This is a genomic window from Streptomyces sp. NPDC096136, assembly GCF_044763325.1.
Lineage (GTDB): Bacteria > Actinomycetota > Actinomycetes > Streptomycetales > Streptomycetaceae > Streptomyces.
In genome coordinates this window covers 1-24,475 of sequence record NZ_JBIWFZ010000011.1, presented here as the reverse complement: position 1 = coordinate 24,475, position 24,475 = coordinate 1, and the positions used below count along the sequence as shown (strand labels likewise).

General features: G+C 74.6%; 18 protein-coding genes. 3 read left to right on the top strand and 15 right to left on the bottom strand.

What is annotated here, in order from left to right; genetic code table 11:
- The first annotated feature begins 90 nt into the window (after positions 1 to 90).
- Together ACIRBY_RS22605 and ACIRBY_RS22600 are read left to right on the top strand one after the other, a co-directional pair.
- Entirely contained in the window at positions 91 to 1,992 is a 1,902-nt protein-coding gene (locus ACIRBY_RS22605) for an amidohydrolase (protein ID WP_403902974.1), read from the top strand.
- Between the two features lie 71 nt (positions 1,993 to 2,063).
- A complete protein-coding gene (locus tag ACIRBY_RS22600) occupies positions 2,064 to 2,705 on the top strand; it encodes a hypothetical protein (protein WP_403903563.1) in 642 nt (213 codons plus the stop codon).
- A gap of 16 nt (positions 2,706 to 2,721) precedes the next feature.
- On the opposite strand, the gene ACIRBY_RS22595 is transcribed toward ACIRBY_RS22600, so the two are convergent.
- The 8 genes from ACIRBY_RS22595 to ACIRBY_RS22560 all read right to left on the bottom strand — a co-directional run bounded on the left by ACIRBY_RS22595 (position 2,722) and on the right by ACIRBY_RS22560 (position 16,236).
- Entirely contained in the window at positions 2,722 to 3,684 is a 963-nt protein-coding gene (locus ACIRBY_RS22595) for a helix-turn-helix domain-containing protein (RefSeq protein WP_403902972.1), read from the bottom strand.
- Between the two features lie 133 nt (positions 3,685 to 3,817).
- Positions 3,818 to 6,523 (bottom strand): AAA family ATPase, encoded by a 2,706-nt coding sequence (locus tag ACIRBY_RS22590; protein WP_403902969.1) that lies wholly within the window; start codon positions 6,521 to 6,523, stop codon positions 3,818 to 3,820.
- 173 nt (positions 6,524 to 6,696) lie between these two features.
- Positions 6,697 to 7,506, bottom strand: a complete 810-nt coding sequence (xdhC, locus tag ACIRBY_RS22585) for a xanthine dehydrogenase accessory protein XdhC (protein ID WP_403902966.1) — start codon at positions 7,504 to 7,506, stop codon at positions 6,697 to 6,699.
- Between the two features lies 1 nt (position 7,507).
- Positions 7,508 to 9,874, bottom strand: a complete 2,367-nt coding sequence (gene xdhB, locus ACIRBY_RS22580) for a xanthine dehydrogenase molybdopterin binding subunit (protein ID WP_403902963.1) — start codon at positions 9,872 to 9,874, stop codon at positions 7,508 to 7,510.
- Positions 9,871 to 11,334 (bottom strand): xanthine dehydrogenase small subunit, encoded by a 1,464-nt coding sequence (locus ACIRBY_RS22575; protein ID WP_403902960.1) that lies wholly within the window; start codon positions 11,332 to 11,334, stop codon positions 9,871 to 9,873. Before ACIRBY_RS22575 ends, xdhB begins: the two co-directional genes overlap by 4 nt.
- Positions 11,335 to 11,717: 383 nt before the next feature.
- A complete protein-coding gene (locus ACIRBY_RS22570) occupies positions 11,718 to 13,334 on the bottom strand; it encodes an alpha/beta fold hydrolase (protein WP_403902958.1) in 1,617 nt (538 codons plus the stop codon).
- Positions 13,335 to 13,346: 12 nt separating this feature from the next.
- Entirely contained in the window at positions 13,347 to 14,894 is a 1,548-nt protein-coding gene (locus ACIRBY_RS22565; RefSeq protein ID WP_403902955.1) for an alpha/beta fold hydrolase, read from the bottom strand.
- 175 nt (positions 14,895 to 15,069) lie between these two features.
- Positions 15,070 to 16,236 (bottom strand): agmatine/peptidylarginine deiminase, encoded by a 1,167-nt coding sequence (locus ACIRBY_RS22560; RefSeq protein ID WP_403902953.1) that lies wholly within the window; start codon positions 16,234 to 16,236, stop codon positions 15,070 to 15,072.
- A 157-nt stretch (positions 16,237 to 16,393) separates the two neighbouring features.
- On the opposite strand from ACIRBY_RS22560, the gene ACIRBY_RS22555 reads away from it, so the two are divergent.
- Positions 16,394 to 17,047, top strand: a complete 654-nt coding sequence (locus ACIRBY_RS22555) for a TetR/AcrR family transcriptional regulator (protein ID WP_403902950.1) — start codon at positions 16,394 to 16,396, stop codon at positions 17,045 to 17,047.
- 36 nt (positions 17,048 to 17,083) lie between these two features.
- Here ACIRBY_RS22555 and ACIRBY_RS22550 read toward each other — a convergent pair whose 3' ends face one another.
- From ACIRBY_RS22550 to ACIRBY_RS22520, 7 genes are all read right to left on the bottom strand, one after another.
- Positions 17,084 to 17,905: an ABC transporter ATP-binding protein gene (locus tag ACIRBY_RS22550; protein ID WP_403902947.1), complete on the bottom strand. Its 822-nt coding sequence runs from the start codon at positions 17,903 to 17,905 to the stop codon at positions 17,084 to 17,086.
- Positions 17,895 to 18,917 carry an ABC transporter ATP-binding protein gene (locus ACIRBY_RS22545; RefSeq protein ID WP_403902945.1) on the bottom strand — a complete coding sequence of 341 codons (1,023 nt, stop codon included), beginning with the start codon at positions 18,915 to 18,917 and terminating at the stop codon, positions 17,895 to 17,897. Before ACIRBY_RS22545 ends, ACIRBY_RS22550 begins: the two co-directional genes overlap by 11 nt.
- Positions 18,914 to 19,768: an ABC transporter permease gene (locus ACIRBY_RS22540; RefSeq protein WP_403902943.1), complete on the bottom strand. Its 855-nt coding sequence runs from the start codon at positions 19,766 to 19,768 to the stop codon at positions 18,914 to 18,916. Before ACIRBY_RS22540 ends, ACIRBY_RS22545 begins: the two co-directional genes overlap by 4 nt.
- Positions 19,765 to 20,727 (bottom strand): ABC transporter permease, encoded by a 963-nt coding sequence (locus tag ACIRBY_RS22535; RefSeq protein WP_403902940.1) that lies wholly within the window; start codon positions 20,725 to 20,727, stop codon positions 19,765 to 19,767. The genes ACIRBY_RS22540 and ACIRBY_RS22535 overlap by 4 nt, the downstream gene beginning before the upstream one ends.
- Positions 20,724 to 22,385: an ABC transporter substrate-binding protein gene (locus ACIRBY_RS22530; RefSeq protein ID WP_403902927.1), complete on the bottom strand. Its 1,662-nt coding sequence runs from the start codon at positions 22,383 to 22,385 to the stop codon at positions 20,724 to 20,726. Before ACIRBY_RS22530 ends, ACIRBY_RS22535 begins: the two co-directional genes overlap by 4 nt.
- Positions 22,386 to 22,475: 90 nt before the next feature.
- A complete protein-coding gene (locus ACIRBY_RS22525; RefSeq protein WP_403902926.1) occupies positions 22,476 to 23,489 on the bottom strand; it encodes an agmatine/peptidylarginine deiminase in 1,014 nt (337 codons plus the stop codon).
- A gap of 95 nt (positions 23,490 to 23,584) precedes the next feature.
- Positions 23,585 to 24,475, bottom strand: an 891-nt coding sequence (locus ACIRBY_RS22520) for an urease subunit alpha (RefSeq protein WP_403902925.1), incomplete at its 5' end; no start/stop codon positions are given.

Genomic DNA, 24,475 nt, shown 5'->3' with positions numbered 1-24,475 from the left:
CCCTCCGCCCGCCCGTGCCGGCGGCCGTCCCCCACCGGGGACGGCCGCCGGCACGGCCCCCGCGACCTCCCCCACCCCTGGAGCCCCACCATGTCCCACCAGCCCGCCCCGGAGCCGGGCATGCCCGTCGCCGGGCTGCGTCCCACCGAGGGCCGAGGCGGCGCGGCCGACCTCCTCGTCCGCAACGCGAAGGTGTTCACCGGCGACCCCCGCCGGCCGCAGGCCCGCGCGGTCGCCGTCCGCGACGGCCTGGTCCTGGCCCTCGGCGACGACCACGACCTGGCCCCTCTCGTGGGCCCCGCGACCCGGGTCGTCGACGCGCTCGGCCGCCGGGTGGTGCCCGGCCTGAACGACTCGCACCTCCACGTCGTCCGCGGCGGCCTGCACTACGTCCTGGAGCTGCGCTGGGACGGGGTGCGCAGCCTGCGCAGGGCGCTGGAGATGCTGCGCGAGCAGGCCGGCCGGACGCCCCGGGGCCAGTGGATCCGGGTCGTCGGCGGCTGGACCCCCGAGCAGTTCGCCGAGCGCCGGATGCCGACCGTGGCCGAGCTGAACGCCGCCGCGCCCGACACCCCCGTCTTCGTCCTGCACCTGTACCAGTCGGCCCTGATGAACCGGGCCGCCGTACGGGCCGCCGGGTACAACCGCGACACCCCCGACCCGCGGGGCGGGCAGATCGTCCGCGGCCGGGACGGCGAGCCGACCGGCGTGCTGCTGGCGGCCCCCGGCGCACTCGTCCTGTACTCCACCCTCGCCAAGGCCCCGGTGCTGGACGCGGCCGACCGGCGCACCTCCACCCGCCACTTCCTCAAGGAGCTCAACCGCTTCGGCCTCACCTCGGCCCTGGACGCGGCGGGCGGCTTCCAGAGCTTCCCCGACGACTACGCGACCGTCGTGGACCTGGCCCGCTCGGGCGAACTCTCCCTGCGCATCGCCTACTACCTGTTCCCGCAGACGGCCGGGCAGGAGCTCGCCGACCTGCGGCGCTGGACGCGGACCGTCCGGCCAGGGGACGGGGACGCGTGGCTGAGGCTGGCCGGCGCCGGGGAGAACCTCACCTGGGCGGCCGCCGACTTCGAGAACTTCGCGCAGCCGCGGCCCGAGCTCGAACCCGGCTACGAGGCCGAGTTCGAGCAGGCGGTGCGGCTGCTGGCGGAGAACGGATGGGGCTTCAGACTGCACGCCACCTACGACGAGACCATCCGCCGCGACCTGGCGGTCTTCGAGAAGCTCGCCGCGGAGGGCCTCTTCCCCTCCGGCGAACGCTGGCTGTTCGACCACGCCGAGACCGTCTCCGACCACAGCCTGGACCGGATCGCCGCGCTCGGCGGCGCGGTCTCCGTGCAGAACCGGATGTCCTTCCAGGGCACCGCCTTCGTCGAGCGGTACGGGTACCGGGCGGCGCACCGGACCCCACCGGTCCGGGCCATGCTGGAGCGCGGGCTGACCGTCGCCGCCGGGACCGACGCCACGCGCGTGTCGTCGTACAACCCGTGGGTGTCGCTGCACTGGCTGGTGACCGGCCGCACCGTCGGCGGGACGGCCCTCTACCCCGCCGCGAACCTGCTCGGCCGGGAGGAGGCGCTCGACCTGTACACCCGGGGCGGGGCGCGGCTGACCGGGGAGGACGGCGTCAAGGGGATGCTGCGCGAGGGGTACTACGCCGATCTGGCGGTCCTCTCGCAGGACTACTTCGCCGTCCCCGAGGCCGCCATCCCCGACATCGAGTCGGTGCTCACCGTCGTCGGCGGGCGCGTCGTCCACGCGGAGGCCGAGTACGCGGGCCTCGACGAGGCGCTCCCGCCGGTCGCCCCCGGCTGGAGCCCCGTCGCACACTTCGGCGGGTACGCGGCGGCCGGCGCCCGGCAGGCCGAGGCGATGGCGGAGGTCGCCGAGGAGTCGGAGCGGCACCGCCTATGGCGCGCGGCACGGGACGGCGGCGAGGGCGGCCGGCCTCCGGCGGACCCCGTCGACCCGTGCTTCGCGCACTGAGCGGGGAGGGCCCCGTGAGCGAGGAACTCCCCGATCCGGCCGGCCGCCGCTTCGAGCCGGACCTGCGCGCGATGACGCGGATCAACCTGCACCCCGTCGCCTCGCCGATGCCGCTCGGCTTCTTCACCGTGGCGATCGCGTCCGTGATGACGGGCTGCCTGCAACTCGGCGTGTTCGACGGCTCGGCCCGGCGGGCGGTCGCCCTGTGCGTGCTGCCCGCCTTCGCCCTCCAGCTGCTGGTCTCCGTGCTGGCCTTCGGGGCGCGGGACGTGATCGCGGCGACCCTGATGGGCACGTTCGCCGGCAGCTGGCTGGCGTACGCGCTGGTCCTGGGGAGCGGTGCGGACGGCGGGCCCGAGGTGCTCGGCGTGTTCAACCTGGCGTTCCTGTGCTTCGGCGCCCTGATGGCGGCGGTGACCCGGCCCAAACGCGCCCTGTGGCTCGTCCTGGCGGTCTCGCTGCCCCGCTGGGCGGCCGGGGGCCTGGCCGGGGTCACCGGGGCGGAGTGGCTCACGCGCACGGCCGGGGCCCTCGGGATCGCGGTGGCCCTGGTCTGCGCGTACACGGCGTTCGCGCTGCTGCTGGAGGACGTGCGCGGTGAGGAGGTGCTGCCGCTCGGCCGCAGCGGGCCGGCGCACCGGGCGGTCGAAGGGGACCTGGCCGTGCAGTTGCGGAACCTGGAGCGGCAGGCGGGCGTGCGCCGCACCCTGTGAGCCGGGGCCCGGCCGGTCAGCCCAGGCCGGCGCGGGCGGCCGCCTGCCATTCCCGGGGGGACATCCCGTACGCCGACCGGAAGGCCCGGCTGAAGTGGGAGGGGCTCACGAAGCCCCACCGCTGCGCCACCGCCGCCACCGCGGGCGCCGCGCCGCCGGGGCGGGACAGCTCGCGCCGGCACCGCTCCAGCCGTTCGCGGTGGATCCAGCGGCCCACCGTGGTCCCGTCCGAGCGGAACAGCTTGTGCAGGTAGCGCACCGAAACGTGGTGCGCGGCCGCGATCCGCTCGGGCGAGAGGCCGGGGTCGCCGAGGTTGCGCAGGACGTGCTCCTTGATCCGGGCGAGCATACCCCGCGCCGCCTCCGGGGCCCGCGGGTCGAGCCGGCCCTGGCGCTCGCGGACGAGGAGCGCGAGCAGGTCGGTGGTGGTCAGGGCGAGCCGGTGGCGCGTGTACCCGTCGAACCCGGCGGCCTGTTCGGCGAGTCGGCCGAGATAGCCGGCGACGAGCGCGGAGGTTCCGGAGTTCCCGCTGAACAGGGTGCCGGTGACCGCCCGCAGGTCGCCGTCCGTGACGCCGAGGTCCTCCTTCGGTACCCGGAACGCCGTGAAGCGGAAGTCCGCGGGCTGCTCGCGGCGGTAGGGCCGGCCTGCGTCCGAGCAGGTGAACGCGCCGGGTCCGACCAGGGCCTGGCGCCCGTCCTGGGTGAGCCGACCGGTGCCGCGGTGCTGGAGGGTGACGGTCAGGTACTCCCCTCCGCCCTGGGAGATGCGGCGTTCGCTGCGCGAGACGGTCTGCGGGCCGGCCTCGACCACCGAGATCTGGAGCGGGCCGAGCCGATGGCTGGAGATGGTGCCGGCGGAGGGTACCGGCTCGTGGAGTTCGACGTCGAGCGGGACGAAGGTGTCGGACACCAGGTCGTGCCAGTAGTCGGCGCGCTGGGAGGGCGGCAGCGGCGAGGTGGACAGGACGACGGGCATGGGGACTCCGGGTGCGGTGCAGAGCGGTGCGGGGTTGTGCTCCCACTCTCGGACCGGGCGGCGGCGCGGCCATCCGTCACATGACTTGCGTCGTGACAGGGCCCGCGCCGCCGCGCCGGTTCCCGCCCGGTCCTCAGTCGCCCGGCTCCTGTGCGACGACGTCGCGCAGCTGGCTGCGGGCGGTCACGCCCAGGACGGGAAAGGCCTGGTAGAGGTGGGTCCCGACGGTCCGCGGCGACAGGAAGAGCCGCTCCCCGATCTCCCGGTTGGTCAGGCCCTGCGCCGCCAGCCGGACGATCCGCTGCCGTTGCGGGGTGAGGGAGCGCAGTGCGCTGGGCCTCGCCGACTCGACGGCGACCCCCGCCGCCCGCAGCTCGGCCTCGGCCCGCGCCCCCCAGTGGACGGCCCCGAGGCCCTCGAAGACCTCCCGGGCCTTGGTCAGGGCCGTGCGGGCCTCGGCGATCCGCCGCTGCCGGCGCAGCCATTCGCCGTACTCCAGCCACAGCTGGCCGCGTTCGAAGGGCCAGCGCTGTCCGGCCGGGTCCTCCAGGGCCCCGGCGAAGAGGGCGCCGGCTTCGGCAGGCCCGGCGAGGAGCGCGGCGGCCCGCAGCAGGATCTGCCGCAGCCGGGGCGAGGCGCCGTCGCCGACCTCGGCGGTGACCCGGTCGAGTGCGGTACGGGCCTGCCCCGCGTGGCCGGTGAGCACGGCGGCGGCCGCGTGGTCGGCGACGGCGTAGCAGGACAGGTGGTAGTGGAGCGGCGCCCCCGAGCCGTCGAACAGCGCGCCGAGGTGGCGGTGGGCGGCGGCGTGGTCGCCGAGGGCGGTGGCCGCGAAGGCGGCGGCCCGGCGGGCGCGGACGGTGGTGGCGAGCGCGTGGGCCGGTTCGGTGACGGCCAGGACGGCGGTGGCGTGCCGCAGGGCCGCCTCGGGCTCCCCGGTCAGGGCGCTGAGGGTGGCGAGGACGGCGAGGGCCCGGACGGATCCGAGGTTGCGCCGGCCGTCCAGGAAGCGGCCCGCGAGCCGTTCGACGCCGAGCCGGGCGTCCGCCCAGCGACCGGCGTCGAGGTGGGCCAGGGCGAGGTCGGCGGCGGTCGTCCCGGCGTGGAAGTCGGCGGCGTCCTCCCACTGCGGGTTGACCACCTCGCCGAGCAGGCCCACCGCGGTCTCGGTCTCGTCGAGCAGCATGCTCAGGACGCCGAGGGTGTGCTTGAGGGTGGGGAGCAGGCCCGGGGCGGTGGTGAGCGCGGGGAGGTGGCCGCGCACCGTGTTCCCGTACCGGTACGGGTCGGTGGCGCCGAGGTCCCACAGGTGGAAGGGGTGGGCGGCCATGCCCTCGTCGTCGCCGCGCGCGGCCAGCATCGGTCTGATCCGCTCGCGCTGGGCGGGTATGCCCGAGTGGTAGACGATGCCCGTCGCGATGGTGGAGACGCCCGCGTCGATGCGCTCCGCGCCGGGCAGCCCGTCCGGCACGACCAGGCAGAACGCGCGCTCCATGCGCAGCATCAGCATGTCGACCAGCCCGCTGAAGGCGGAGATCCACCGGGTGGCCTCCGGGTCGCCGTCGGACCGGGAGGCCCGGGCGGCCAGCTGCCGTGCCCGGTCGACGTCGCCGACCACGATCGCGGCGTAGGCGGCGGTGGCCAGCAGGCGGCTCCGTTCGTCGGCGGACGGGTTCAGCTGGGCGGCGCGCTCCAGGGCGGCCAGGGCCTCGGCGACGGCGCCGCGGACCAGGGCGCGGGTGGCGGCGTCCTCCAGTGCGGCGGAGACCGGGGCGTCGGGTGCCACGGTGGCGGCCGACAGCTGCCAGGCGCGGCGGTCGGGGTCCGCGGCGAGGGCTTCGGCGAGGGCCAGGTGGGCGCGGCGCCGCTCGGCGAACGGGGCCGCCCCGTAGATCGCCGACCGGACGAGGGGGTGGCGGAAGTCGACGCGGTCGGCGTGGACCCGTACCAGTCCCGCCCGCTCGGCGGGCAGCCAGACGTCGACGGGGGACCCGGGCTCCAGGGCGGCCTGGACGTCGGACAGGGCGGCGCCCTCGGCGGCCGCGGCGACCAGCAGGGCCTCGCGCGTGGCGGCGGGCAGTTCGTCGACGCGGGCGGCGAAGGTCCGTTCCAGCAGGTCGGTGACGGGGACGGGGGCCGCGGCGGGGAGTCCTCCGTCGCGCGCCGCCGACCGGGCGAGTTCGACGAGGGCGAGGGGGTTTCCGGCGGCGGTGGCGAGGACGTGGCGCCGGATCGGCCCGGCCGGCGGGTGCGGCTGGGCGCTGAGCAGTTCCTCCGCCTCGGCGGGCGGGAGCGCGGGGACCACGAGGAGCGGGACCGAGGGGTCCAGCCAGTCGGGGTGGTGGGTGCCGCGCGCGGCGACGAGCAGGCCGATGGGCTCGCCGGCCAGGCGCCGGGCGAGGAAGCCGAGCACTTGCCGGCTTCCGTGGTCGAGCCACTGGGCGTCGTCGACGGCGAGCAGGAGCCGGCCGGTCGAGGCGGTCTGCGAGGCGAGGGTGAGGACGGCCAGGCTCATCATCATGAGGTCGGGCGGGGCGGGGTCGTCGCCCAGCCCGAAGGCGGCGAACAGGGCGGCGCGCTGACGGGCCGGCAGCACGTCGGCGCCGTCGAGGACGGGCAGCAGGAGCTGGTGCAGGCCGGCGAAGGCGAGCTCGGCCTCGGCGGCGTTGCCGCGCACCCTCAGGACCCGGGTGCCCTCGCGTACGGCGTCGGCGACGGTGGCGTCCAGCAGCAGGGTCTTGCCGACGCCGGGCTCCCCGAGCAGGAGCAGCGACGCGGTGGCCGCCCGGGGGGAGAGTGCCGCGGCGATGAACGCCCGTTCTTCCTGACGTCCGATCAACACTGGACTCCTGTAGACCCTTTGCGCGCGATGTGCGGTCCGCCCCGTCCGAACGGGCGGACGGGGCGGGCATGTGCCGGAGCATAGTCGGAGCGCGTGCGGGGACGCATTCCGCAGGGTCGGCGCCGGGGGCCGCCGCCGGCCGGAGATCCTCCGGCGGCGGCCCCGGTTCCTCAGCTCCTTTCCCGTTCGAAGGTGCACAGGAGGTCGGCCGCGACGCCCACGGCGATCGCGGCGGGTTCCTTGCCGGTGATCTCCGTCATCCCGATCGGGGTCTTGATGCGGTCGATGGTCGCGTCGTCGTGGCCGCCCTCGGTGGACAGGCGGTGGCGGAACCTGGACCATTTGGCGGCCGAGCCGATCAGTCCGATCGTGCCCAGGCCCTCGGTGCGCAGGGCCGCGTCGCACAGGGCGGCGTCCTCCGCGTGGTCATGGGTCATGATCAGGACGTGGGTGCCGGGGGCCAGGTCGGCGAGCACCTCCTCCGGGAGCAGCGGGGTGTGGTGGACGTGGACCTGCGCCACCGCGTCCCCGAGCACGGCGAGCCGCTCCTCGGCGAGCTGGCCCGGGCGGCTGTCGACCAGGTGCAGGTCGAGGTCGAAGCGGGCCAGGATGCGGGCCAGTTCCAGTCCGACGTGCCCGACGCCGAAGACCGCCACCGCCGGGACCACCGGCAGGGGTTCGAGCAGGACCGACACGGCGCCGCCGCAGCACTGCACGCCGTGCCGGCCGGTGACCTTGTCGTTGAGGGCGAACTCCATCAGCTCCGGCTCCGCGTCGGGGGTGTCGATCACCTCGCGGGCCCGGTCGACGGCGACGGCCTCGATGTTGCCGCCGCCGATCGAGCCCCAGGTCCCGTCCCGCCCCACCACGAGTTTGGCGCCGGCCTTGCGGGGTGCGTGGCCGCGCACGGTCGCGACGGTCACGAGCGCGCCGGGTTCCCGGCGGGCCCGCAACCGCGCGACCGCGGCTACCCAGGTCATGTCAGGCATGGCTCGAAACGCTCGCGCCGGTAGGGGCGACGGCGCCGGCGCGGGCCGCTTCGACCGCCCAGAACACCGCTTCCGGGGTCGCGGGGGAGGCCAGTTCCACCGAGGCCCCCGGGGGTCCGAAGGCCGCGGCGGCCTGCCGCAGCGCCTCCCGTACCGAGAACGCCAGCATCAGCGGGGGCTCGCCGACCGCCTTCGAGCCGTAGACCGCTCCCTCCTCGGTGGCGTTCCGCAGCAGCGTGACGTTGAACTCCTCGGGCATCTCCGAGAAGCTCGGCAGCTTGTAGGTGCTCGCGGCCTGGGTCAGCAGCCTCCCGCGGTGCGGGCCGTCTCCGGTGTCCCAGCGCATGTCCTCCAGGGTCAGCCATCCCGCGCCCTGGACGAAGCCGCCCTCGACCTGGCCGATGTCGACCAGCGGGGACAGGCTGTCGCCGACGTCGTGCACGATGTCCACCCGCCGGATGCGGTACGCGCCGGTGAACCCGTCCACCTCCACCTCGGCGGCGGCCGCGCCGTGGGCGAAGTACTTGAACGGCGAGCCCCTGAAGGCCTTCGCGTCCCAGTGCAGCCCCTCGGTGCGGTAGAAGCCGGCGGCGGACAGCTGGACGCGCTGGAGGTAGGCGGTGCGCACCAGGTCGTCCCAGGCGAGTTCGCGGTCGTCGCCGAGGACGCGGGCGACGCCCTCGACGATGCGCACGTCCGAGGCGTTCGCGCCCAGCCGGGTGCCGGCCACCTCCAGGAGCCGCCCGCGCAGCTGCTCGCAGGCGTTCTTGACCGCCGCGCCGTTGAGGTCCGCCCCGGCGCTGGCCGCGGTGGCCGAGGTGTTGGGCACCTTGTCGGTGCGCGTCGGCGCCAGCCGCACCTTGTGCAGCGGGATGCCGAGGGTGGTCGCGGCGACCTGGATCATCTTGGTGTGCAGGCCCTGGCCCATCTCGGTGCCGCCGTGGTTGATCAGGACCGAGCCGTCCTTGTAGACCAGCACCAGCGCGCCGCCCTGGTTGAAGGCGGTGAGGTTGAACGAGATGCCGAACTTGATGCCGGTGAGCGCCAGGGCCCGCTTGGTGTGCGGGTGCGCGGCGTTGAAGGCGGCGATCTCCCGGCGCCGGTCGGCGATCGCGCCGTTCTCCTTGACCTGTTCCCAGACGGCGGAGATCCGTTCGGGCTGGGTGACCGGCTGCCCGTAGGGCGTGTGCTGGCCCTCGCGGTAGAAGTTGCGCTCCCGCAGCTCCGTCGGGTCCAGGCCGAGGAGGGGGGCGCAGCGTCCCATGATGTCCTCGATCACCAGCATGCCCTGGGGTCCGCCGAAGCCGCGGAAGGCCGTGTTGGAGACCTTGTTGGTCCGGGCGATCCGGCCGGCGATGCGCGCGTGGGGGATCCAGTAGGTGTTGTCGATGTGGCACAGCGCGCGGGCCACCACCGGCTCGGACAGGTCCAGGCTCCAGCCGCCGTCCGCGGTCAGGGTGGCGTCCAGGGCGCGGATGCGCCCCCCGGCGTCGAAGCCGATCTTCCAGGAGGCGTGGAACCCGTGCCGCTTGCCCGACATGGTCAGGTCCTGGGTCCGGGTGAGCCGTACCCGGACGGGCCGGCCGGTGAGCCGGGCGCCGAGGGCGGCGACGGCCGCGAATCCGTGCGGCTGCATCTCCTTGCCGCCGAAGCCGCCGCCCATCCGCAGGCACTGCACGGTCACCTCGTGGCTGTGCAGCCCGAGGACGTGGGCGACGATCTCCTGGGTCTCCGAGGGGTGCTGGGTGCTGCTCTGGACGAAGACCTGTCCGGCTTCGTCGATGTGGGCGAGGGCCGCGTGGGTCTCCAGGTAGAAGTGCTCCTGCTCGGAGAACCGGAACTCGCCGGTGAACACGTGCGCGGATTCGGCGAAGCCGGCGTCGACGTCGCCGGCCAGCATCACGGGGCGGGCGCCGTGGAAGCTCTCGGCGGCGATCGCCTCCGACAGGGTGACCAGCGAGGGCAGTTCGTCGAGTTCCACCTCGACGGCGGCCGCGCCGAGCCGCGCGGCCTCCAGGGTCTCGCCGAGCACCCAGGCGACGGCGTGGCCGTGGAACATGACCGTGTCGGGGAAGAGCGGTTCGTCGTGCTTCATGCCGGCGTCGTTGACACCGGGCACGTCGGCGGCGGTCAGGACGCGGACCACGCCGGGGACGTCGAGCGCGGGCGCGGTGCGCAGGGCGGTGATCCTGCCGTGGGCCTTCATCACCTGGACCGGGTGGGCGTGCAGGACGTCCTTGGTGCGGTGGATCAGGTCGTCGGTGTAGAGGGCGGCGCCGGTGACGTGCAGGGCGGCGCTCTCGTGCGGCAGCGGGAGCCCGACGGCGGGCTTCTCGGGGCGCTGGGACAGGTGGCTCACGACGACACCGCCTCGGTGTGCTGTGCGTACAGTTTCAGCAGGCTCCGGCCGAGCATGGCCGAGCGGTACCCGGCGCTGGCGCGGTGGTCGTCCATCGGCGTGCCCTCGGCCTCCAGCACCCGGGCCGCGGCCTCGACGGTCTCCGCCGTCCAGGCCCGGCCCTCCAGGGCGGCCTCGGCGGCGAGGGCGCGGATCGGGGTGGCGGCCACGCCGCCCAGGCCGATGCGCGCCGTGCGGACGGTCCCGTCCTCGATGTCGAGCGCGAAGGCGACCGCGACGCTGGAGATGTCGTCGAAGCGCCGCTTGGCGATCTTGTGGAAGGCCGTGACCGGGGACAGCGGCAGCGGCACGCGCACGGCGAGGATCAGCTCGCCGGGGCGGCGCACGCTCTGCCGGTAGCCGGTGAAGTAGTCGCGCAGGGGGACCTCGCGCCGGCCGTCGGCGTCGGCGAGCACCACCGACGCCTCCAGCGCGAGCAGCACCGGCGGGCTGTCGCCGATGGGCGAGCCGGTGCCCAGGTTGCCGCCGAGGGTCGCGCTGTTGCGGATGAGGCGGGAGGCGAACAGGGGGAACAGCTCGGCGAGGAGCGGGACCCTGCCGTCGAGGCGGCGTTCGATCTCGGTGAGGCTCTGCGCCGCGCCGATCTCGATGTGGTCGGAGGCGACGTGCAGGGTGCGCAGTTCGGGCAGCCGGTCGACGGCGATCACGCAAGGGGCGCGGCGGGAGCGGATGTTGACCTCCACGCCCCAGTCGGTGCTTCCGGCGACGACGACCGCGTCGGGGCGCTCGCGCAGCAGCCGCAGCGCTTCGTCCAGGGTGCCGGGCCGCAGGAACGCGCTGTCGTCCCGGGTGTAGGCGGTGGCGACCGGTGCGGGCGGGGACTGCTCGCGGCGCCGTGCCAGCGGGTCGTCCCCGGCGGGGGCGCCGACGGCGAACGCGGCGTCGCGGATGGGGCGGTACCCGGTGCAGCGGCACAGGTTCCCGCTCAGCGCGTGCAGGTCGAAGCCGTTCGGGCCGTGCTCGAGGTCGGCGCCGTCGGCCTGCCCGTCGTGGGCGCAGCGGCCGGGGCGGTAGTACTCGGCGGCCATGCTGCACACGAACCCCGGCGTGCAGTAGCCGCATTGGGAGCCGCCGCGGACCGCCATCTCCTCCTGCACGGGGTGCAGGGCGGGCGGTGTGCCGGGCTCGCCGGCGGTGGCGAGGCCTTCGGAGGTGACGACCTCCTGGCCGTCGAGTGCCGCGGCCGGGATCAGACAGGCGTTGACCGCCACCCAGTCGGTGGGCTTGTCCACGCCGGGCCGGGCCACCAGGACCGAACAGGCGCCGCATTCTCCTTCGGCACAGCCCTCCTTGGTGCCGGTGAGGCCGCGCTCGCGCAGGAAGTCCAGCACCGTGGTGTGGGGGGAGGCCGGCTCGATCGGGGTCTCGCTGCCGTTGACGGTGATCCGCGCCGCTACCATCGCACGCCCTCGATTCGGAACGTAAAGGGCATGATTCTTCTAGTCGCCATATTTCAGGAGCTTTCTCTTTCGGTGGCGCTGCTCTCACGGCCCGCGGAGCGCATGCCGGCACACGGCGGCGCACCGCGGGCGATGGGGAGGAAAAGGGAAGCCCGGGGCCGCGAGGGGGCGCACCGGGAGGAGGGGGGGCCGTTCAGCAGCCGTGTGCTACACGGCCGGGAGCCCAGGCGACCTCGTGCGCGGGGCGCGGCGGTGCGGAGGGGGTGGACATCCGACGCCGCCTCCTTCCCGGGCTCACGAGTCGTTGCGCCCGAAGCTACGTCGCGGCCGGTTGATCGGTCAAGCAGTGTCCACGGCGTGGCGCCGCCGCCGCTGCGGAGGGTTCAGGGACCGGTCTCGAAGGCCGGGGCCCGCAGGTCCTTGAGGCACGCGGTGTCCGGGGCCGTCGGGTCGTCGAGGAAGGAGCCCGTGATCGCCTGGGCGCACTTCGACGTCGCGAAGACCACGTGCGGCTCGTACGGGACCGTGACGACGGTGGCCCGGGGCAGGGTGCGGGCGACGTACGGGCCGTTGTCCGCGCCCGTCTGGGCGTCGAAGCCGCCGGACAGGGCCAGGGTGGGGATGTCGCTGCGGGTGGCGTCGCGGATCGACGGCGGGGCCGCGGGGACGTTCCACACCCTGCAGTCCGGGCGGAGGTAGGCCAGCTGCGGGGCCTGGGCCTGCACCGAGGGCGGGAACGCCGGGAAGGCCCGGCGGCCTCCTTCGAGCGCCTGGGCCTGGGTCTCGTACGGGGTCCACTCGCTGCAGAAGACCCCGTATTCGAGGCCGTGCGACACGCTCCCGACGGCCTGGGGGGCGAGCCGCCAGGCCGCCCACTGCCGGGCGATCCGCTCCGGCCTGCCGTGGGCCAGCTCGTCGAGGGAGCGGGGCACCCCCTCCGCGGCGTGGGTGGCGGTGGTCAGCCAGGTCACCAGCGCCGAGCCGTCCAGGACGACCTTCACCGGCTTGGGCTGTCCGGGAACGGTGACGGTGGTGGTGACCGGCCTGGCCTCCAGCTCACGCACAAGGCGTTCGAAGGTGGCGGACAGGTTCGGATAGCGGCGGTTGCAGGCGGGCTGCTGCGCGCACGCCTTGAACAGGCCGTCGAATCCCTGCCGGGCGCTGCTCCACGCCGCGGCCGAACCTCCCCTGGAGGGCGGCAGGATGCCGTCGAGACCGACCGACCGGATGCCTTCGGGGTGCAGGCGCATGGTGGTGAGCGCCAGCTGGGTTCCGTAGGAGATCCCGAAGAGGTTCCACTCCTTGACGCCCAGGGCGGAGCGCAGGTCCGCGTAGTCGGCGGCGCTCTCGATGTCGTTGTAGGCGCCGAGGTCGGCCCCGGTGGCCGCCAGCTTGTCCCGGCAGGCCTTCGTCGCGTCGAGGTGCGCGCGCTCGGTGGACGGGGCGGCGGCTACGAGGCCGATCACGCGCGCGTGGAACTCGTCGACGTTGGGGCACAGGAGCGCCGGGTCGGCCGAGTACGTGCCGCGCTGGGACATGAGGACCACGTCGCGGTCGCGGTTGAGGCCGCCGTCGACCGCCAGTTCGGCCTCCCCGACGGCGTCGTCGCCGGGTCCTCCGGCGAGCCAGACGACCGGGTCGGGGCGGGGTGCGGCCGAGACCGCCGGGACGACCGCCACCCCGAGCCTGATGGTCCGCCCGTCCGGTGCGGAGCGGTTCTCGGGGACGGTGAGCGTGCCGCAGCGGGCCCCTTCGAGCTCGGCGATCGGCTGCTGGGTCCGGGGGCAGTCGCCCGGCTCGTAGCGGGCGCCCCCGGACGCCGTCCCCGCGACGCTGCCGAGCGGCGCCGCGCCGGGCGTGGGGGTGGGGCCGGCGGTGCCGTGGGCGTGGGCGGGCGCGGTGACCAGGCCGGTGAGGAGCAGTCCGGTCGCCAGTCCGGCGGAGGTGGCGTGCAGCCGCCGTACGGAGCGGCCATGGCGGGACGCGCGGGTGCGGGCCATCGGTCCTCCCGGTCACTTCGGGGTGAGGGTGAACGGCGCCGGCCCGAGGCCGGCCACGCAGCCGGTGTCGGGTGCGGTCGGACGGGCGAGGAAGGAGGCCAGCACCTTCCGGGCGCAGGGCGACTGGGGGACCACCCAGTGCGTGACGCCGGGGATCCTCACGGAGGTCGAGCGGGAGAGCGTACGGGCCGCGTCCCGGGCGAAGGACGCACCCGTCTTCGCGTCGAAGGTGCCGGAGAACAGGAGCGCCGGCACCCGGCTGACGGTGGCGGTCCGCTGCTCCGCCGAGCGGTCCGGCACGTTCCAGATCCGGCACACGTCGTGCTCGAAGGGGAGTTGCGGCGCCTGGGCCAGGACGGTCCGCGGCCACCCGGGGAAGGCCTCGCGCCCCGCGTCCAGCACGTCGGACTCCGAGGCCCCGGGCACCCATTCGGCGCAGGCCACCGACTGGGTCAGGCCGTGCGCGGTCATGCCGGCCGCCTGGACCGAGTCGGCGGCGCGGGCCCGCGCGAAGCGCTCCGGCCGGCCGTGGGCGAGCTCGTCGAGGGCGGCGGGGACGTCGGGGGGCCGGACGGCGTTGGCGACCAGCAGGTTCAGCAGCGCTCCCCCGTCGAGGACCACCTTCACCGGTTCCCCGCCCTTCGGCGGCCGGGCGGTGAGCGTCAGCGGCTTCGCCTCCAGCCTTCGCACCTGCTCGGTCAGGGTGCGCTCCAGGTCCGGGTAGCGGCTCTTGCAGGCGGGCTCGGCCGCGCACGCGGCGAGGACGGCGCCCGTGCCCTCGCGCGCGCTGGGCCAGCCCCAGGGCAGGATCGCGGCCTGCGGGGGCGTGAGGGAGTCGAGCGCCACCGCGCGGACCCCCTCGGGGTGGGTGCGCAGGTAGGTGAGGGCCAGGTCGGAGCCGTAGGAGTAGCCGTACACGTTCCACCGCGGGATGCCCAGCGCCGTGCGCAGGTCGGCGAAGTCGGCCGCGTTCTCCAGGGTGTTGTAGGCCCCCAGGTCGGTGCCGTCCGCCGTCAGACGGTCCCGGCACTTCGTGAACGCTTCCAGCATCAGCCGATTCGCCTCGGCCGAGTCGTAACCGAGGCCCGGGTAGCGCGCGTTGAACCGGTCCACCTCGGGGCAGGCGAGGTTCGGCTCGTCGTAGCGGTTGCCCCGCTGTGCCATGACGATCAGGTCGTGGTCCCGGTTCAGGCCCGCGTCGACCAGGACGGGGATGTCGTCGAAGGTCTCGCCGCCGGGGCCGCCCGCCATGAACACGACCGGCTCCGCGGCGGGCTCGGCCGAGGTGGCCGGGATCACCGCGGCGGCCAGTCGGATGGTGCGGGATCCGGGGCGGGCGCGGTCCTCCGGGACCTCCAGCCGGCCGCAGCGCGCCCGGGCCAGGGCGGGTACCGGCTCGGCCGTCTTCGGGCAGGGCCCGGGCACGAACCGCGCCGGGGTGGAGGGGGCGGGCGCCGCGCCGGGAGCGCCCGGGCGCGCGGCGCCGGCCGGCGCCGCCGCGATCGCGGCCAGGAAGGCCAGGGCCGCCGCGGCCGCCGCGCTGCGGGTGTGCTTCGCCATGGGATCCCGTTCCTCTGCCGACTCCTGCGGCCGGCCGTACCGGGCGGGCGTCGCGGCGCTCTGGGCGGAACGTACGCATTCGACGCTACCGGCTCCCGCGGGCGCCCGCACGCCGGAGGCGGGCGGGCTGCCGGTGGCGCGGCCGGTCACCGGCAGCCCCCTCGCCCCCGGTCCGCTACGGCACCGGCTGCTGCTGGGTCACGCAGTGGATTCCGCCCCCGCCCGTGCCCAGGCGGTCGATGTTCAGCTGCTCGACCGTGCGGCCCGGGTAGAGGCGCGCCAGGGTGGCCCGGGCCGCCGAGTCGGCGCGGGTGTCGCCGAAGTGGGCCGAGACGACGGCCCCGTTGCACAGGTAGTAGTTGGCGTACGAGGCGAGGAAGTCCCGGTTCGTCGAGCGGATCTTGTCGTAGTCGGGGCCCTGGATCTGCTCGACGGCCATGCGCGTGCCGTCGGCGGCCGTGGCGGCGGACAGGGCCCGGTACTGCAGGCGTGCGTCCTTGGCGTAGGCGTCGGTGTCCGTGGCCAGGGGCATCTGGACCGCGGCCCGGCCGGGGGCGAGGAAGCGGGAGGTCGCGTCGACGTGGTCGTCGGTGATGTCCTGACCGACCACGCCGTCGAACCAGATGACCTTGGAGGCCCCGTAGGCGGCGCGCAGGGCCGCCTCGATCTGCGTCTGCGAGGCGCCCGGGTTGCGGTTCTTGTTGACGAGGCTGCTGCGGGTGGCCATCAGGGTGCCCGCGCCGTCCTGCTCGACCGCGCCGCCCTCCCCCACCACTCCGGCGGCGGTGAAGGGGACCCCGGCGTAGGCGGCGATCCGGCCGGCGACGAGGGCGTCGCGGGCGTGGGTCTGCTTGTTGCCCCAGCCGTTGAAGTTCAGGCCGACGGCGTCGAGGCCGCCGGCCCCGTCGGTGCGGAAGACCGGTCCGCTGTCGCGCATCCAGCAGTCGTCGACCGGGATCGAGGTGAGGACGGTGACGGTCGGACCGCACAGGGAGCGGGCCTTGGCGGCGCTGGCCGCGTTGGCGCAGAGGTGGACGGGTTCGTACTTGGCGATGGTCCGGGCGATCAGGGCGATGTCCGACTGGACCCCGGAGAGCGCGCCGCCCCAGATGGCGCTGCTGTCGGGGAAGGCCATCCAGGTACGGGTGTGGCGGACGTCCTCGGCCGGTACGCGGAAGGCGCCCGCCGCGGCGGGCCGGGGCACGGAGGCGGAGGCGGCCCGGGCGCGCCCCCCGGACGCCGCGAGGCCGGCGGCGGCGATCCCGGTGGCGGCGGCCGCCGTCAGGAATCTGCGCCGGTCCAGCGCCCCGCCCTCGGGCCGGTTCACCATGTGGTCGTTCATGACGGTTCCTCCCATGCTCCAACTCCCCACGCGGTAGGTGGGGTTGGCCGGAAAGCTAGAACTGGCCAAGCGCTCGGTCAATAGATGCGACAGGGTTCTTCCGGCGGATCGGGGAAAGCCCCAGGTCGCGTGGTGGAGGCTGGTTAGAGTGACGCCCATGGCAGCTTCCGCGCAGCATTCCGAGGTACCGCCCGCCCCGCCCGCGCGGGCCGCCCGCCCGCGGGCCTCGGCGAAGGGCGAGCAGACCCGGGCGCGGCTGATCGCCGCCGCGCGGACCCTGCTCGCCGGAGAGCCGGGCGAGCGGTTCACCACGCGCAACGTGGCCGCGCTGAGCGGGGTTTCGCACGGGATGTGCCACTACCACTTCCAGGACCGCACCGATCTGGTCCTGGCGGTCATCGCGGACATCCACCCCGAGTGGATCACCCCGCTGGAGGAGGCCGTGTCCCGCCCCGGCACCTTCGCGGAGCGGGCCGAGCGGGTGGTCGGGCTGCTGGGCCGGCCCGAGGGCGCGGAGCTGTCGCACCTCCACTCCGCGCTGCACTGGCACGCCCTGAACGACTCCCGGGTGAGGGTGGTGCTGGACGCCGAGTACCGGCGCTGGCGGGCCTGCTTCGTCGCCCTGTTCCAGGTGCTGGCCGACGAGCGCGGCGGAGCACCGGACCCCCGCCCGCTGGGGCTGGCCGTGGCGGCGGCGGTGGACGGGCTGGCGGCCATGGAGTCCCTGGGGGCCGACGGCGGAGCCGTCTTGGGCGACGGCGGCGAGCCGGTCCTGCGGACCTTGATCCGCACGCTCGCCGCCGGCGCCTGAGCCCCCCTGTTCCCCTGTTCCCCCGTTCCCCCCGTCCTAGAGCGCCCTGCGGGCCGCGGCGATCGCCTCCGGGTCCCAGCCCGGGCGCGGCACCGACTCCAGGAGCAGCCGGGTGTACGCGTGCCGGGGCGCGGCGAGCACCTCGGCCGTGGCCCCCGCCTCGACGATGCGGCCGTGGCGCATCACGACGATCTCGTCGGTGACGCACCGGACGACGCCCAGGTCGTGGGTGATGAAGAGGTACCCGATGCGGGTCTGCTCCCTGATGTCGGCGAGCAGGTTGAGGATCTGCGCCTGCACCGAGACGTCGAGGGCGGCGACCGCCTCGTCCAGGACGAGGACGGCCGGCTCGACGGCCAGGGCCCGGGCGATGGCCACGCGCTGGCGCTGGCCCCCGGACAACTGCCGGGGCAGGGCGTCGGCGGCCCTGGTGCCCAGGCCGACCTGGTCCAGCAGCTCGCCGACGCGCCGGGTGTGGTCGCGGCCGGGGAAGTGCAGGCCGAGCGGTTCGCGCAGGGCCTGCTCCACGGTCGTACGGGGGTCGAGGGAGAGGTACGGGTCCTGGAAGACCATCTGGACCTCGCGGGCGCGGGCCAGCCGGCGGGCCCGGCCGCGTCCGCCGCCCGGCGCGGTCCGGGACCGGCCGCCGACCAGGACCTCGCCGGCGTCGGCCCGTTCCAGGCCGACGACGATCCGGGCCGTGGTGGTCTTGCCGGACCCGGACTCCCCGACGATCCCCAGCGATCCGCCCGCCCGGAGGGAGAAGGACACGCCGTCCACGGCGCGCACGGCTCCGTAGGAGCGGTGCAGCCCCTTGACCTCCAGTACGTCCCGTACGTCGTCCACGTCATCGGGCATCGACGGCGCTCCCTTCGAGCCGGTCGCTGTGGTGGCAGGCCGCCCGGTGCTCCGGGCGGTCCGGGGCGGCGGCCGGCAGCGGGGCCCGCTCGTCGCAGACCTCGGTGGCGAGCGGGCAGCGCGCGGCGAAGGCGCAGCCGGGCAGTTCCCGGCGCAGGTCGGGCGGCTGGCCGGCGATGGCGGCGAGCCGGCCCCGGGGGCCGCCCATGCGCGGGGTGGAGGCGAGGAGGGCCGCCGTGTAGGGGTGGCGGGGGCGCGCGAAGAGGGCCTCGGCGGGGCCGGTCTCGGCGATCCGTCCGGCGTACATGACGTAGACCCGGTCGCTGATGGCGGCGGCGAGGTCGAGGTCGTGGGTGACGAACAGCAGTCCGGTGCCGAAGCGTTCGCGCAGTGCGGCCAGCAGTGCGATGACCTCGGCCTGGCTGGTGACGTCGAGCGCCGTGGTCGGTTCGTCGGCCAGCAGGAGCGCGGGGTCTCCCATGAGGGCCGCCGCGATGACGACCCGTTGCAGCATGCCGCCGGAGACCTGGCCGGGGTACTTGCGCAGGACGGACGCGTCCAGGCCGACGGCCCCCAGGAGTTCGGCGGCCCGCGAGGCGGCCCCGTCGCGCCCCATGGCCCCGGTGAGGGTGACGCTCTCGGTGAGGAAGTCGCCGATCCGGCGCAGCGGGTTGACGGCGGCGCGCGGGTCCTGGAAGACCATGGCCGCCGTGCCGGACCGTACGGCGCGCAGTGCGGCGGCGTTCAGGGTGAGGACGTCCCGGCCGCCGACCCGTACCTCGCCCTCGACGGCGGCGCCGGGCGGCAGCAGGCGCAGGGCGCTGCGGGAGGTGAGGGACTTGCCGGAGCCGGACTCGCCGACGAGGGCGACGGTCTCGCCGGCGGCGACGGTGAGGTCGATCCCGTCGAGGACGGGCCGGGCGGTGCCGGGCAGGGTGATCCTCAGGCCCCGGATGTCGAGCGCGGGGCCCGGTGCGGCGGCGGGTGCGGCGGACGGATTCGGTGTTCTCATCGGTCTCTCCTGGCGACGAGGTCCGCCCAGCGCTCGCCCACCACGTTGAAGGCGACCACGGTCAGCACGATGACGGCGCAGGGCAGGATCGCGGACAGCGGGTAGCCGTGCTGGACGGCGGTCTGTCCGTCGAAGACCATGCGGCCCCAGTCGGGCGTGAGCGCGGGGACGCCGAGTCCGAGGAAGGACAGTCCGGCGAGGTCCATGAGGGCGTAGCCGAAGTTGATGGCGGACTGGGCGAGGACGACGGGCGCGATGTTGGGCAGGACGTGGCGCAGGCAGATCTGGAGGGCGGAGTGGCCCTGGACCCGGTAGGAGCTGACGTACGGCCGGGCCCGTTCCACCAGGACCAGGGAGCGGGTGAGGCGGCTGACGTAGGGCGTGTAGGCCACGGCGAGGGCGAGGACCGGGGCGAGCAGCCCCTCTCCGTAGACGGAGATGATCAGGATGGCGAGCAGCATGCCGGGGAAGGCGAAGACCAGCTCGGTGCTGCGGGAGAGGACCGAGTCGAGCCAGCCGCCGCGCCAGGCCGCCGCCGTGCCGATGGCGATGCCGGCGACGGTGGAGAAGGCGACGACGCCGAGCGGTCCCAGCAGGGAGGTCCGGGCGCCGAGCACCAGCCGGGAGAGGGTGTCGCGGCCGGCGGCGTCCACGCCGAAGGGGTGTGCGGCGGAGGGCGCGGCGAGGGCGTCGCCCAGGTCGACCGTGTTGGGGTCGTGCGGGGCGAGCCAGGGTGCGAGCAGGGCGGCGAGGACGACGACGGCGACCAGCGCCAGGCAGGCGATGTGGAGCGGGGGGGCTGCCGCGCGGATCCGGGCGAGGCCGGGCCTGCGGGTCAGTACGGCGGTCACGCGGCGGCCCTCCTGGATCCGAGGGCGACCCGGGGGTCGACGAGGGGCAGGGCCAGGTCCACGAGCAGGTTCACGGTCATGAAGAGGGCGACGATGATCAGCGATATGGCCTGGACGGTCGGGAAGTCCTTGGTGGTGGTGGAGAGTTCCAGGAGCTGTCCGATCCCGCCGACGCTGAAGGCGGTCTCGACGAGGATGGTGCACACCAGCAGCGTGGAGACGATCAGGCCGCCGGTGGTCAGGACGGTGCCCAGCGAGTTGCGGAAGACGTGGCGGCGGATGACCTGGCGTTCGGGGACGCCGCGGCTGCGGGCGACGGTGACGTGCTCGCTGTCGAGGGCTTCGAGCATGGCGGAGCGGGTGACCCGGGCGAGCATGCCGATCAGGTACAGCGCGAGGGCGACCGAGGGCAGGACGAGGTGCCACACGAGGTCCCCGAAGCCGCCCTCGCCCGTACCGCTGCTGGGGAACCAGCCGAGGTCGACGGCGAACAGGCCCTGGAGGAGGACCGCCGCGACGAAGGAGGGGGTGCCGACGGCGAGGGTCGTGGTGACGAGGATCGCGGAGTCGGCGGCCCCGCCGCGGACGGCGGCGATCCGGCCGAGGAGCAGGCCGGCCGCGACGACCACGACGAGCGACATCGCGATCAGCACCAGGGTCGTGGGCAGCCGGTCGGCGAGCAGGCGGGAGACGTCGGTGCGGTAGGTGATCGACCGGCCGAAGTCCCCGTGCAGGACGTCGCCCAGCCAGCGCAGGTAGCGGACGAGGAAGGGGTCGTCCAGGTGGTACTGGGCGTTGACGGCGGCGAGGGCGTCCGGCGAGGCGGAGCGGCCGGCGAGCAGGAAGCTCGCCGGGTTGCCCGGTGCCAGGTACAGGGCCCCGAAGACGGCGAACGAGGCGACGAGCAGGGTGGCGGCCATCTCCGCCACCCGTCGTACGGCGAATCTGAGGAAGCTCACTGGGCGGCCCCCACGTCGGCGGCCCACGGGTGGTACATGTACGAGATGGTGGTGGGGGCGCCGGTGATCCGCTTGTTCATGAACAGGGCGGTGGGCCATTCGGCGACGGGGATCCACAGGAGCTGTTCGGACGCCTGGTGCTGGAGCTTGGCGGCGATGTCCATGCGCTCCTCCGTCGGGTAGGCGGCGGTGGCCTGGTCGACGAGGCGGTCGTACTCGGGGTCGCTGTAGCCGCCGAAGTTGAGGTAGGCGCCGGTCTTGAAGTTGACCAGCAGGTCGAGCGGGTCGGTGATCGAGTCGTAGTAGGTGAGCGGGAACATGTCGATGCCCTCGCGCGCCCGGGGGTCGGTGAACAGGGCGGTGAAGGCGTTCGGGGCGATCGTCTTCAGCCGGACGTCCAGTCCGATGCGGGTGCCGGCCGCCTGGACGGCGGTGGCGAGGAGGGAGACGTCCTGGCCGATGGAGCTGGTGGCGACGGTCAGGGTCTTGCCGGTGGCCCCGGCCTCCTTGACCAGGGCCGTGGCCTTCTCGATGTCCTGGCCGGTGGGCGGCAGGCCGTCGAAGGCGGTCTTCAGGGTGCGCTCGGGCGCGGCGGCCCAGGCGGCGCGGGTGGTGAGGGAGTTGGTGACGGTGCCCGCGCCGCCGAGTCCGGCCTTGACGAAGCCGGTGCGGTCGAGGGCCAGGGACAGGGCCCGGCGGACGCGGATGTCGCCGAGGGGGCCCTTCATGTCGGTGACGTTGAGGTTGACCGTGCTCAGGCCCTCGCCGAAGTAGAGCGTCCCGGTCCCGCTGTCGCGCAGCCGGGCGTAGCTCTCGGTGGGGATCAGGTAGCCGCCGTCGGCCTCCCCGCTGAGCAGGGCGTTGGTGCGCGCGGAGGGGTCGGTCAGGATGCGGAAGACGGCCTTCTTCGACTTGGTCTTGGGGCCGCGGTAGCCGTCGAAGCGGTCCAGCTCGATCGACTGCCCTTTGTTCCACGGGCCGAGCTTGAACGGGCCGGTGCAGCCGAGGTCGCCGGTGGTGCCGTAGTCCTTGCCCGCGGCCTCGACGGTGGCCTTGGAGGCGACCACGCCGGCGGCGGTGGCCATGTACTGGGGGAACTGGGAGTCGGGCTTCTTGAGCTTGACGGTGACCTGGAGCGGGCCGGTCTCGGTGACGGCGGCGACGTTCTGGAACACCTGCGCCCAGGCGGCCGCGTTCTCGGGGTCCATCTGCCGGGCGAGGCTGAAGACTGCGTCGTCGGCGGTCATCTCCCGGCCGTCGTGGAAGCGGACGCCGGGGCGCAGGTCGTAGACCCAGGTGGTGGGGTCGGGGTTGGTCGCCTGCCGGGCGAGGCCGGGCTCCGTGGTGAGGGAGGGGGTCCAGCGCATGAGGCTCTCGCACACGTTGGAGAGCACGGTGTTCTGCGGGTAGTCGAAGGCCGCCGTGTAGTCGAGGGTGGGCGGTTCGGCGTAGACGGCCCAGGTGAAGGAGTCGATCTCGCCGCGGGCCTCGGGGGTGGAGGGGGACAGCGTGACGTCGGTGACGCCGCCCGCCGCGTCCTTGGGCGGGCCGGAGCAGGCGGAGAGGAGGGCGCAGGAGGTCAGGAGGGCGGTGAGGGCGGCCGCCGCGCGGAGGCGGGGGCGGGGGCGTCTGCTCGTGCGGGGTGGGGAGCTGGTCATCGTCGCGCTCTTTCGTTCCGTGAGGGTCGGGGGGAGGAGCGGGCGGACCGCCGGGGCGGGCGGTCCGCCTGGAGCGGAAGGGCGTGGGGATCAGCCGGCGGCGGGCGGGGCCGGGATCTGCTGGGTGATGCAGTGGACACCGCCGCCGCCGAAGGCGATGGCGAGCGCCCGTACGCCGACGACCTTGCGGCCGGGGTGGGCGGAGGCGATCACGGCGAGGGCGTCCTCGTCCTGGGGCACGCCGGCGACCGGGACGACGACGCCGCCGTTGGCGATGTAGTAGTTCATGTACGACACCTCGATCTCGCCGTCGGCGAGGTCGGTGAAGGCCGTCTGGGGCACCTCGACGACCTCCAGGCGCCGGCCGCGGGCGTCGGTGACGGCCTCCAGGACGGCGCGGTTGGCGCGCATCCGGGCGTAGTCGGGGTGGGCGGGATCGGAGGGGAGGGAGACGACGACCGTGCCGGGTGCGGCGAAGGCGCAGACCCCGTCGACGTGGCCGTCGGTCTCGGTGTCGCGCAGGCCGCCGTACGGCAGCCAGATGACCTTGGTGATGCCGAGGCGGGTCTTCAGCTCGTCCTCGATCTCCTCGCGGGTCATGCCGGGGTTCCGGTTGGGGTGCAGGAGGCACTGCTCGGTGGTGATGAGCGTGCCCTCCCCGTCGACGGTGATGGCCCCGCCCTCCAGGACCATGCCGGAGGCGATGCGGTCGACCCCGAGGTGCTCCAGGAGCAGGGAGCTGATCCGGTCGTCGGCGTCGAAGGGGTGGTGCTTGCCGCCCCAGGCGTTGAAGCGGAAGTCCACGCCCGCGCGCCGGCCGTCGCCGTCCAGGACGAACAGCGGGGCGGAGTCGCGGAACCAGGAGTCGTCGAGCGGCAGCTCGATGACGGTGATGCCGTCCCCGCAGTGGCCGCGGGCGTCCTCGCCGTGTCCGGGCGGGGCGACCATGGTGACGGGCTCGAACGCGGAGATGGCGCGGGCGACGTTCGCGTACTCCTCCTTGACGTCGTCCAGGACGCTGCCCCACAGGTCCTCACGGGTGGGCCAGGCCATCAGACAGCCCTCGTGCGCGGACCATTCGGCGGGCATACGGTATTCAGCCATCAGGTGTCTCATTTCTTCTGTCGGTGGAGTCTTCCATCGAACTGAAAATTCAGTCAAGAGCTGAGCGGTGGGGCAGGACGGGCGGCGGGACGGCCTCAGAGGAAGTAGAGGCGGTTGAGGGAGACCCGGTCCGCCGGCTCGGAGCGCAGGGGCTCCCCGTCGAGGGTCACGAGGCCGCTGCGGGGGTCCACGTCGACCTCCCCCAGGCGGGCGTTGCCGACCATGCTCCCCGGGCCGATGCCCCGGGTGCCGCGGACGGCCACCCTGCGGCGCCGGGTGCCGAGGGCGTCGTACGGGGCGCCGGAGGAGCCGGACTCGGCGGCGGCGCGGCTGACGAAGGCGACGGAGAGGTCGGCGGGGGCGGCGCCGTGGGCGCCGAAGAGCGGGCCGAGGACCAGCGGTTCGCAGCAGTCCGTGGCGGCGTTGGGATCGCCGGTGACCCCGTACGCCGGGAATCCGGACTTCAGGACCATCTGGGGCTTGGCACCGAAGAACGGGGGGCGCCACAGGACGATGTCGGCGAGCTTGCCGACCTCGATGGAGCCGATCTCGTGGGCCAGGCCGTGGGCGATGGCCGGGTTGATCGTCAGCTTCGCGATGTACCGCAGGACGCGGGCGTTGTCGTCGCCCTCCCCGTCCCCCTCCATCGGACCCAGATCCGCCTTCATCTTCCCGGCCATGGCGAAGGTCCGGCGGACGGTCTCGCCGGCGCGGCCCATGCCCTGGGCGTCGGAGGAGGTGATGGCGATGGCGCCCAGGTCGTGCAGGACGTCCTCGGCCCCCATCGTCCCGGCGCGGATGCGGTCGCGGGCCATGGCCGCGTCGCCGGGGAGGTCCGTCTTCAGCGCGTGGACGGAGACGATCATGCCGTAGTGCTCGGCGACCGCGTCGCGGCCGAAGGGCAGGGTGGGGTTGGTGGAGGAGCCGATCACGTTCGGCACGCCCGCCATCTTCAGGACGTTGGGGACGTGTCCGCCGCCGCAGCC

Excerpts from the sequence above, each read along its gene's own strand:
- ACIRBY_RS22545 (WP_403902945.1), bottom strand. The coding sequence starts at position 18,917 with ATGAGAACACCGAATCCGTCCGCCGCACCCGCCGCCGCACCGGGCCCC.
- ACIRBY_RS22525 (WP_403902926.1), bottom strand. The coding sequence starts at position 23,489 with ATGGCTGAATACCGTATGCCCGCCGAATGGTCCGCGCACGAGGGCTGT.
- ACIRBY_RS22560 (WP_403902953.1), bottom strand. The coding sequence starts at position 16,236 with ATGAACGACCACATGGTGAACCGGCCCGAGGGCGGGGCGCTGGACCGG.
- ACIRBY_RS22550 (WP_403902947.1), bottom strand. The coding sequence starts at position 17,905 with ATGCCCGATGACGTGGACGACGTACGGGACGTACTGGAGGTCAAGGGG.
- ACIRBY_RS22605 (WP_403902974.1), top strand. The coding sequence starts at position 91 with ATGTCCCACCAGCCCGCCCCGGAGCCGGGCATGCCCGTCGCCGGGCTG.
- ACIRBY_RS22575 (WP_403902960.1), bottom strand. The coding sequence starts at position 11,334 with ATGGTAGCGGCGCGGATCACCGTCAACGGCAGCGAGACCCCGATCGAG.
- ACIRBY_RS22565 (WP_403902955.1), bottom strand. The coding sequence starts at position 14,894 with ATGGCGAAGCACACCCGCAGCGCGGCGGCCGCGGCGGCCCTGGCCTTC.
- ACIRBY_RS22555 (WP_403902950.1), top strand. The coding sequence starts at position 16,394 with ATGGCAGCTTCCGCGCAGCATTCCGAGGTACCGCCCGCCCCGCCCGCG.
- xdhC (WP_403902966.1), bottom strand. The coding sequence starts at position 7,506 with ATGACCTGGGTAGCCGCGGTCGCGCGGTTGCGGGCCCGCCGGGAACCC.
- ACIRBY_RS22570 (WP_403902958.1), bottom strand. The coding sequence starts at position 13,334 with ATGGCCCGCACCCGCGCGTCCCGCCATGGCCGCTCCGTACGGCGGCTG.
- ACIRBY_RS22530 (WP_403902927.1), bottom strand. The coding sequence starts at position 22,385 with ATGACCAGCTCCCCACCCCGCACGAGCAGACGCCCCCGCCCCCGCCTC.
- ACIRBY_RS22595 (WP_403902972.1), bottom strand. The coding sequence starts at position 3,684 with ATGCCCGTCGTCCTGTCCACCTCGCCGCTGCCGCCCTCCCAGCGCGCC.
- ACIRBY_RS22600 (WP_403903563.1), top strand. The coding sequence starts at position 2,064 with ATGACGCGGATCAACCTGCACCCCGTCGCCTCGCCGATGCCGCTCGGC.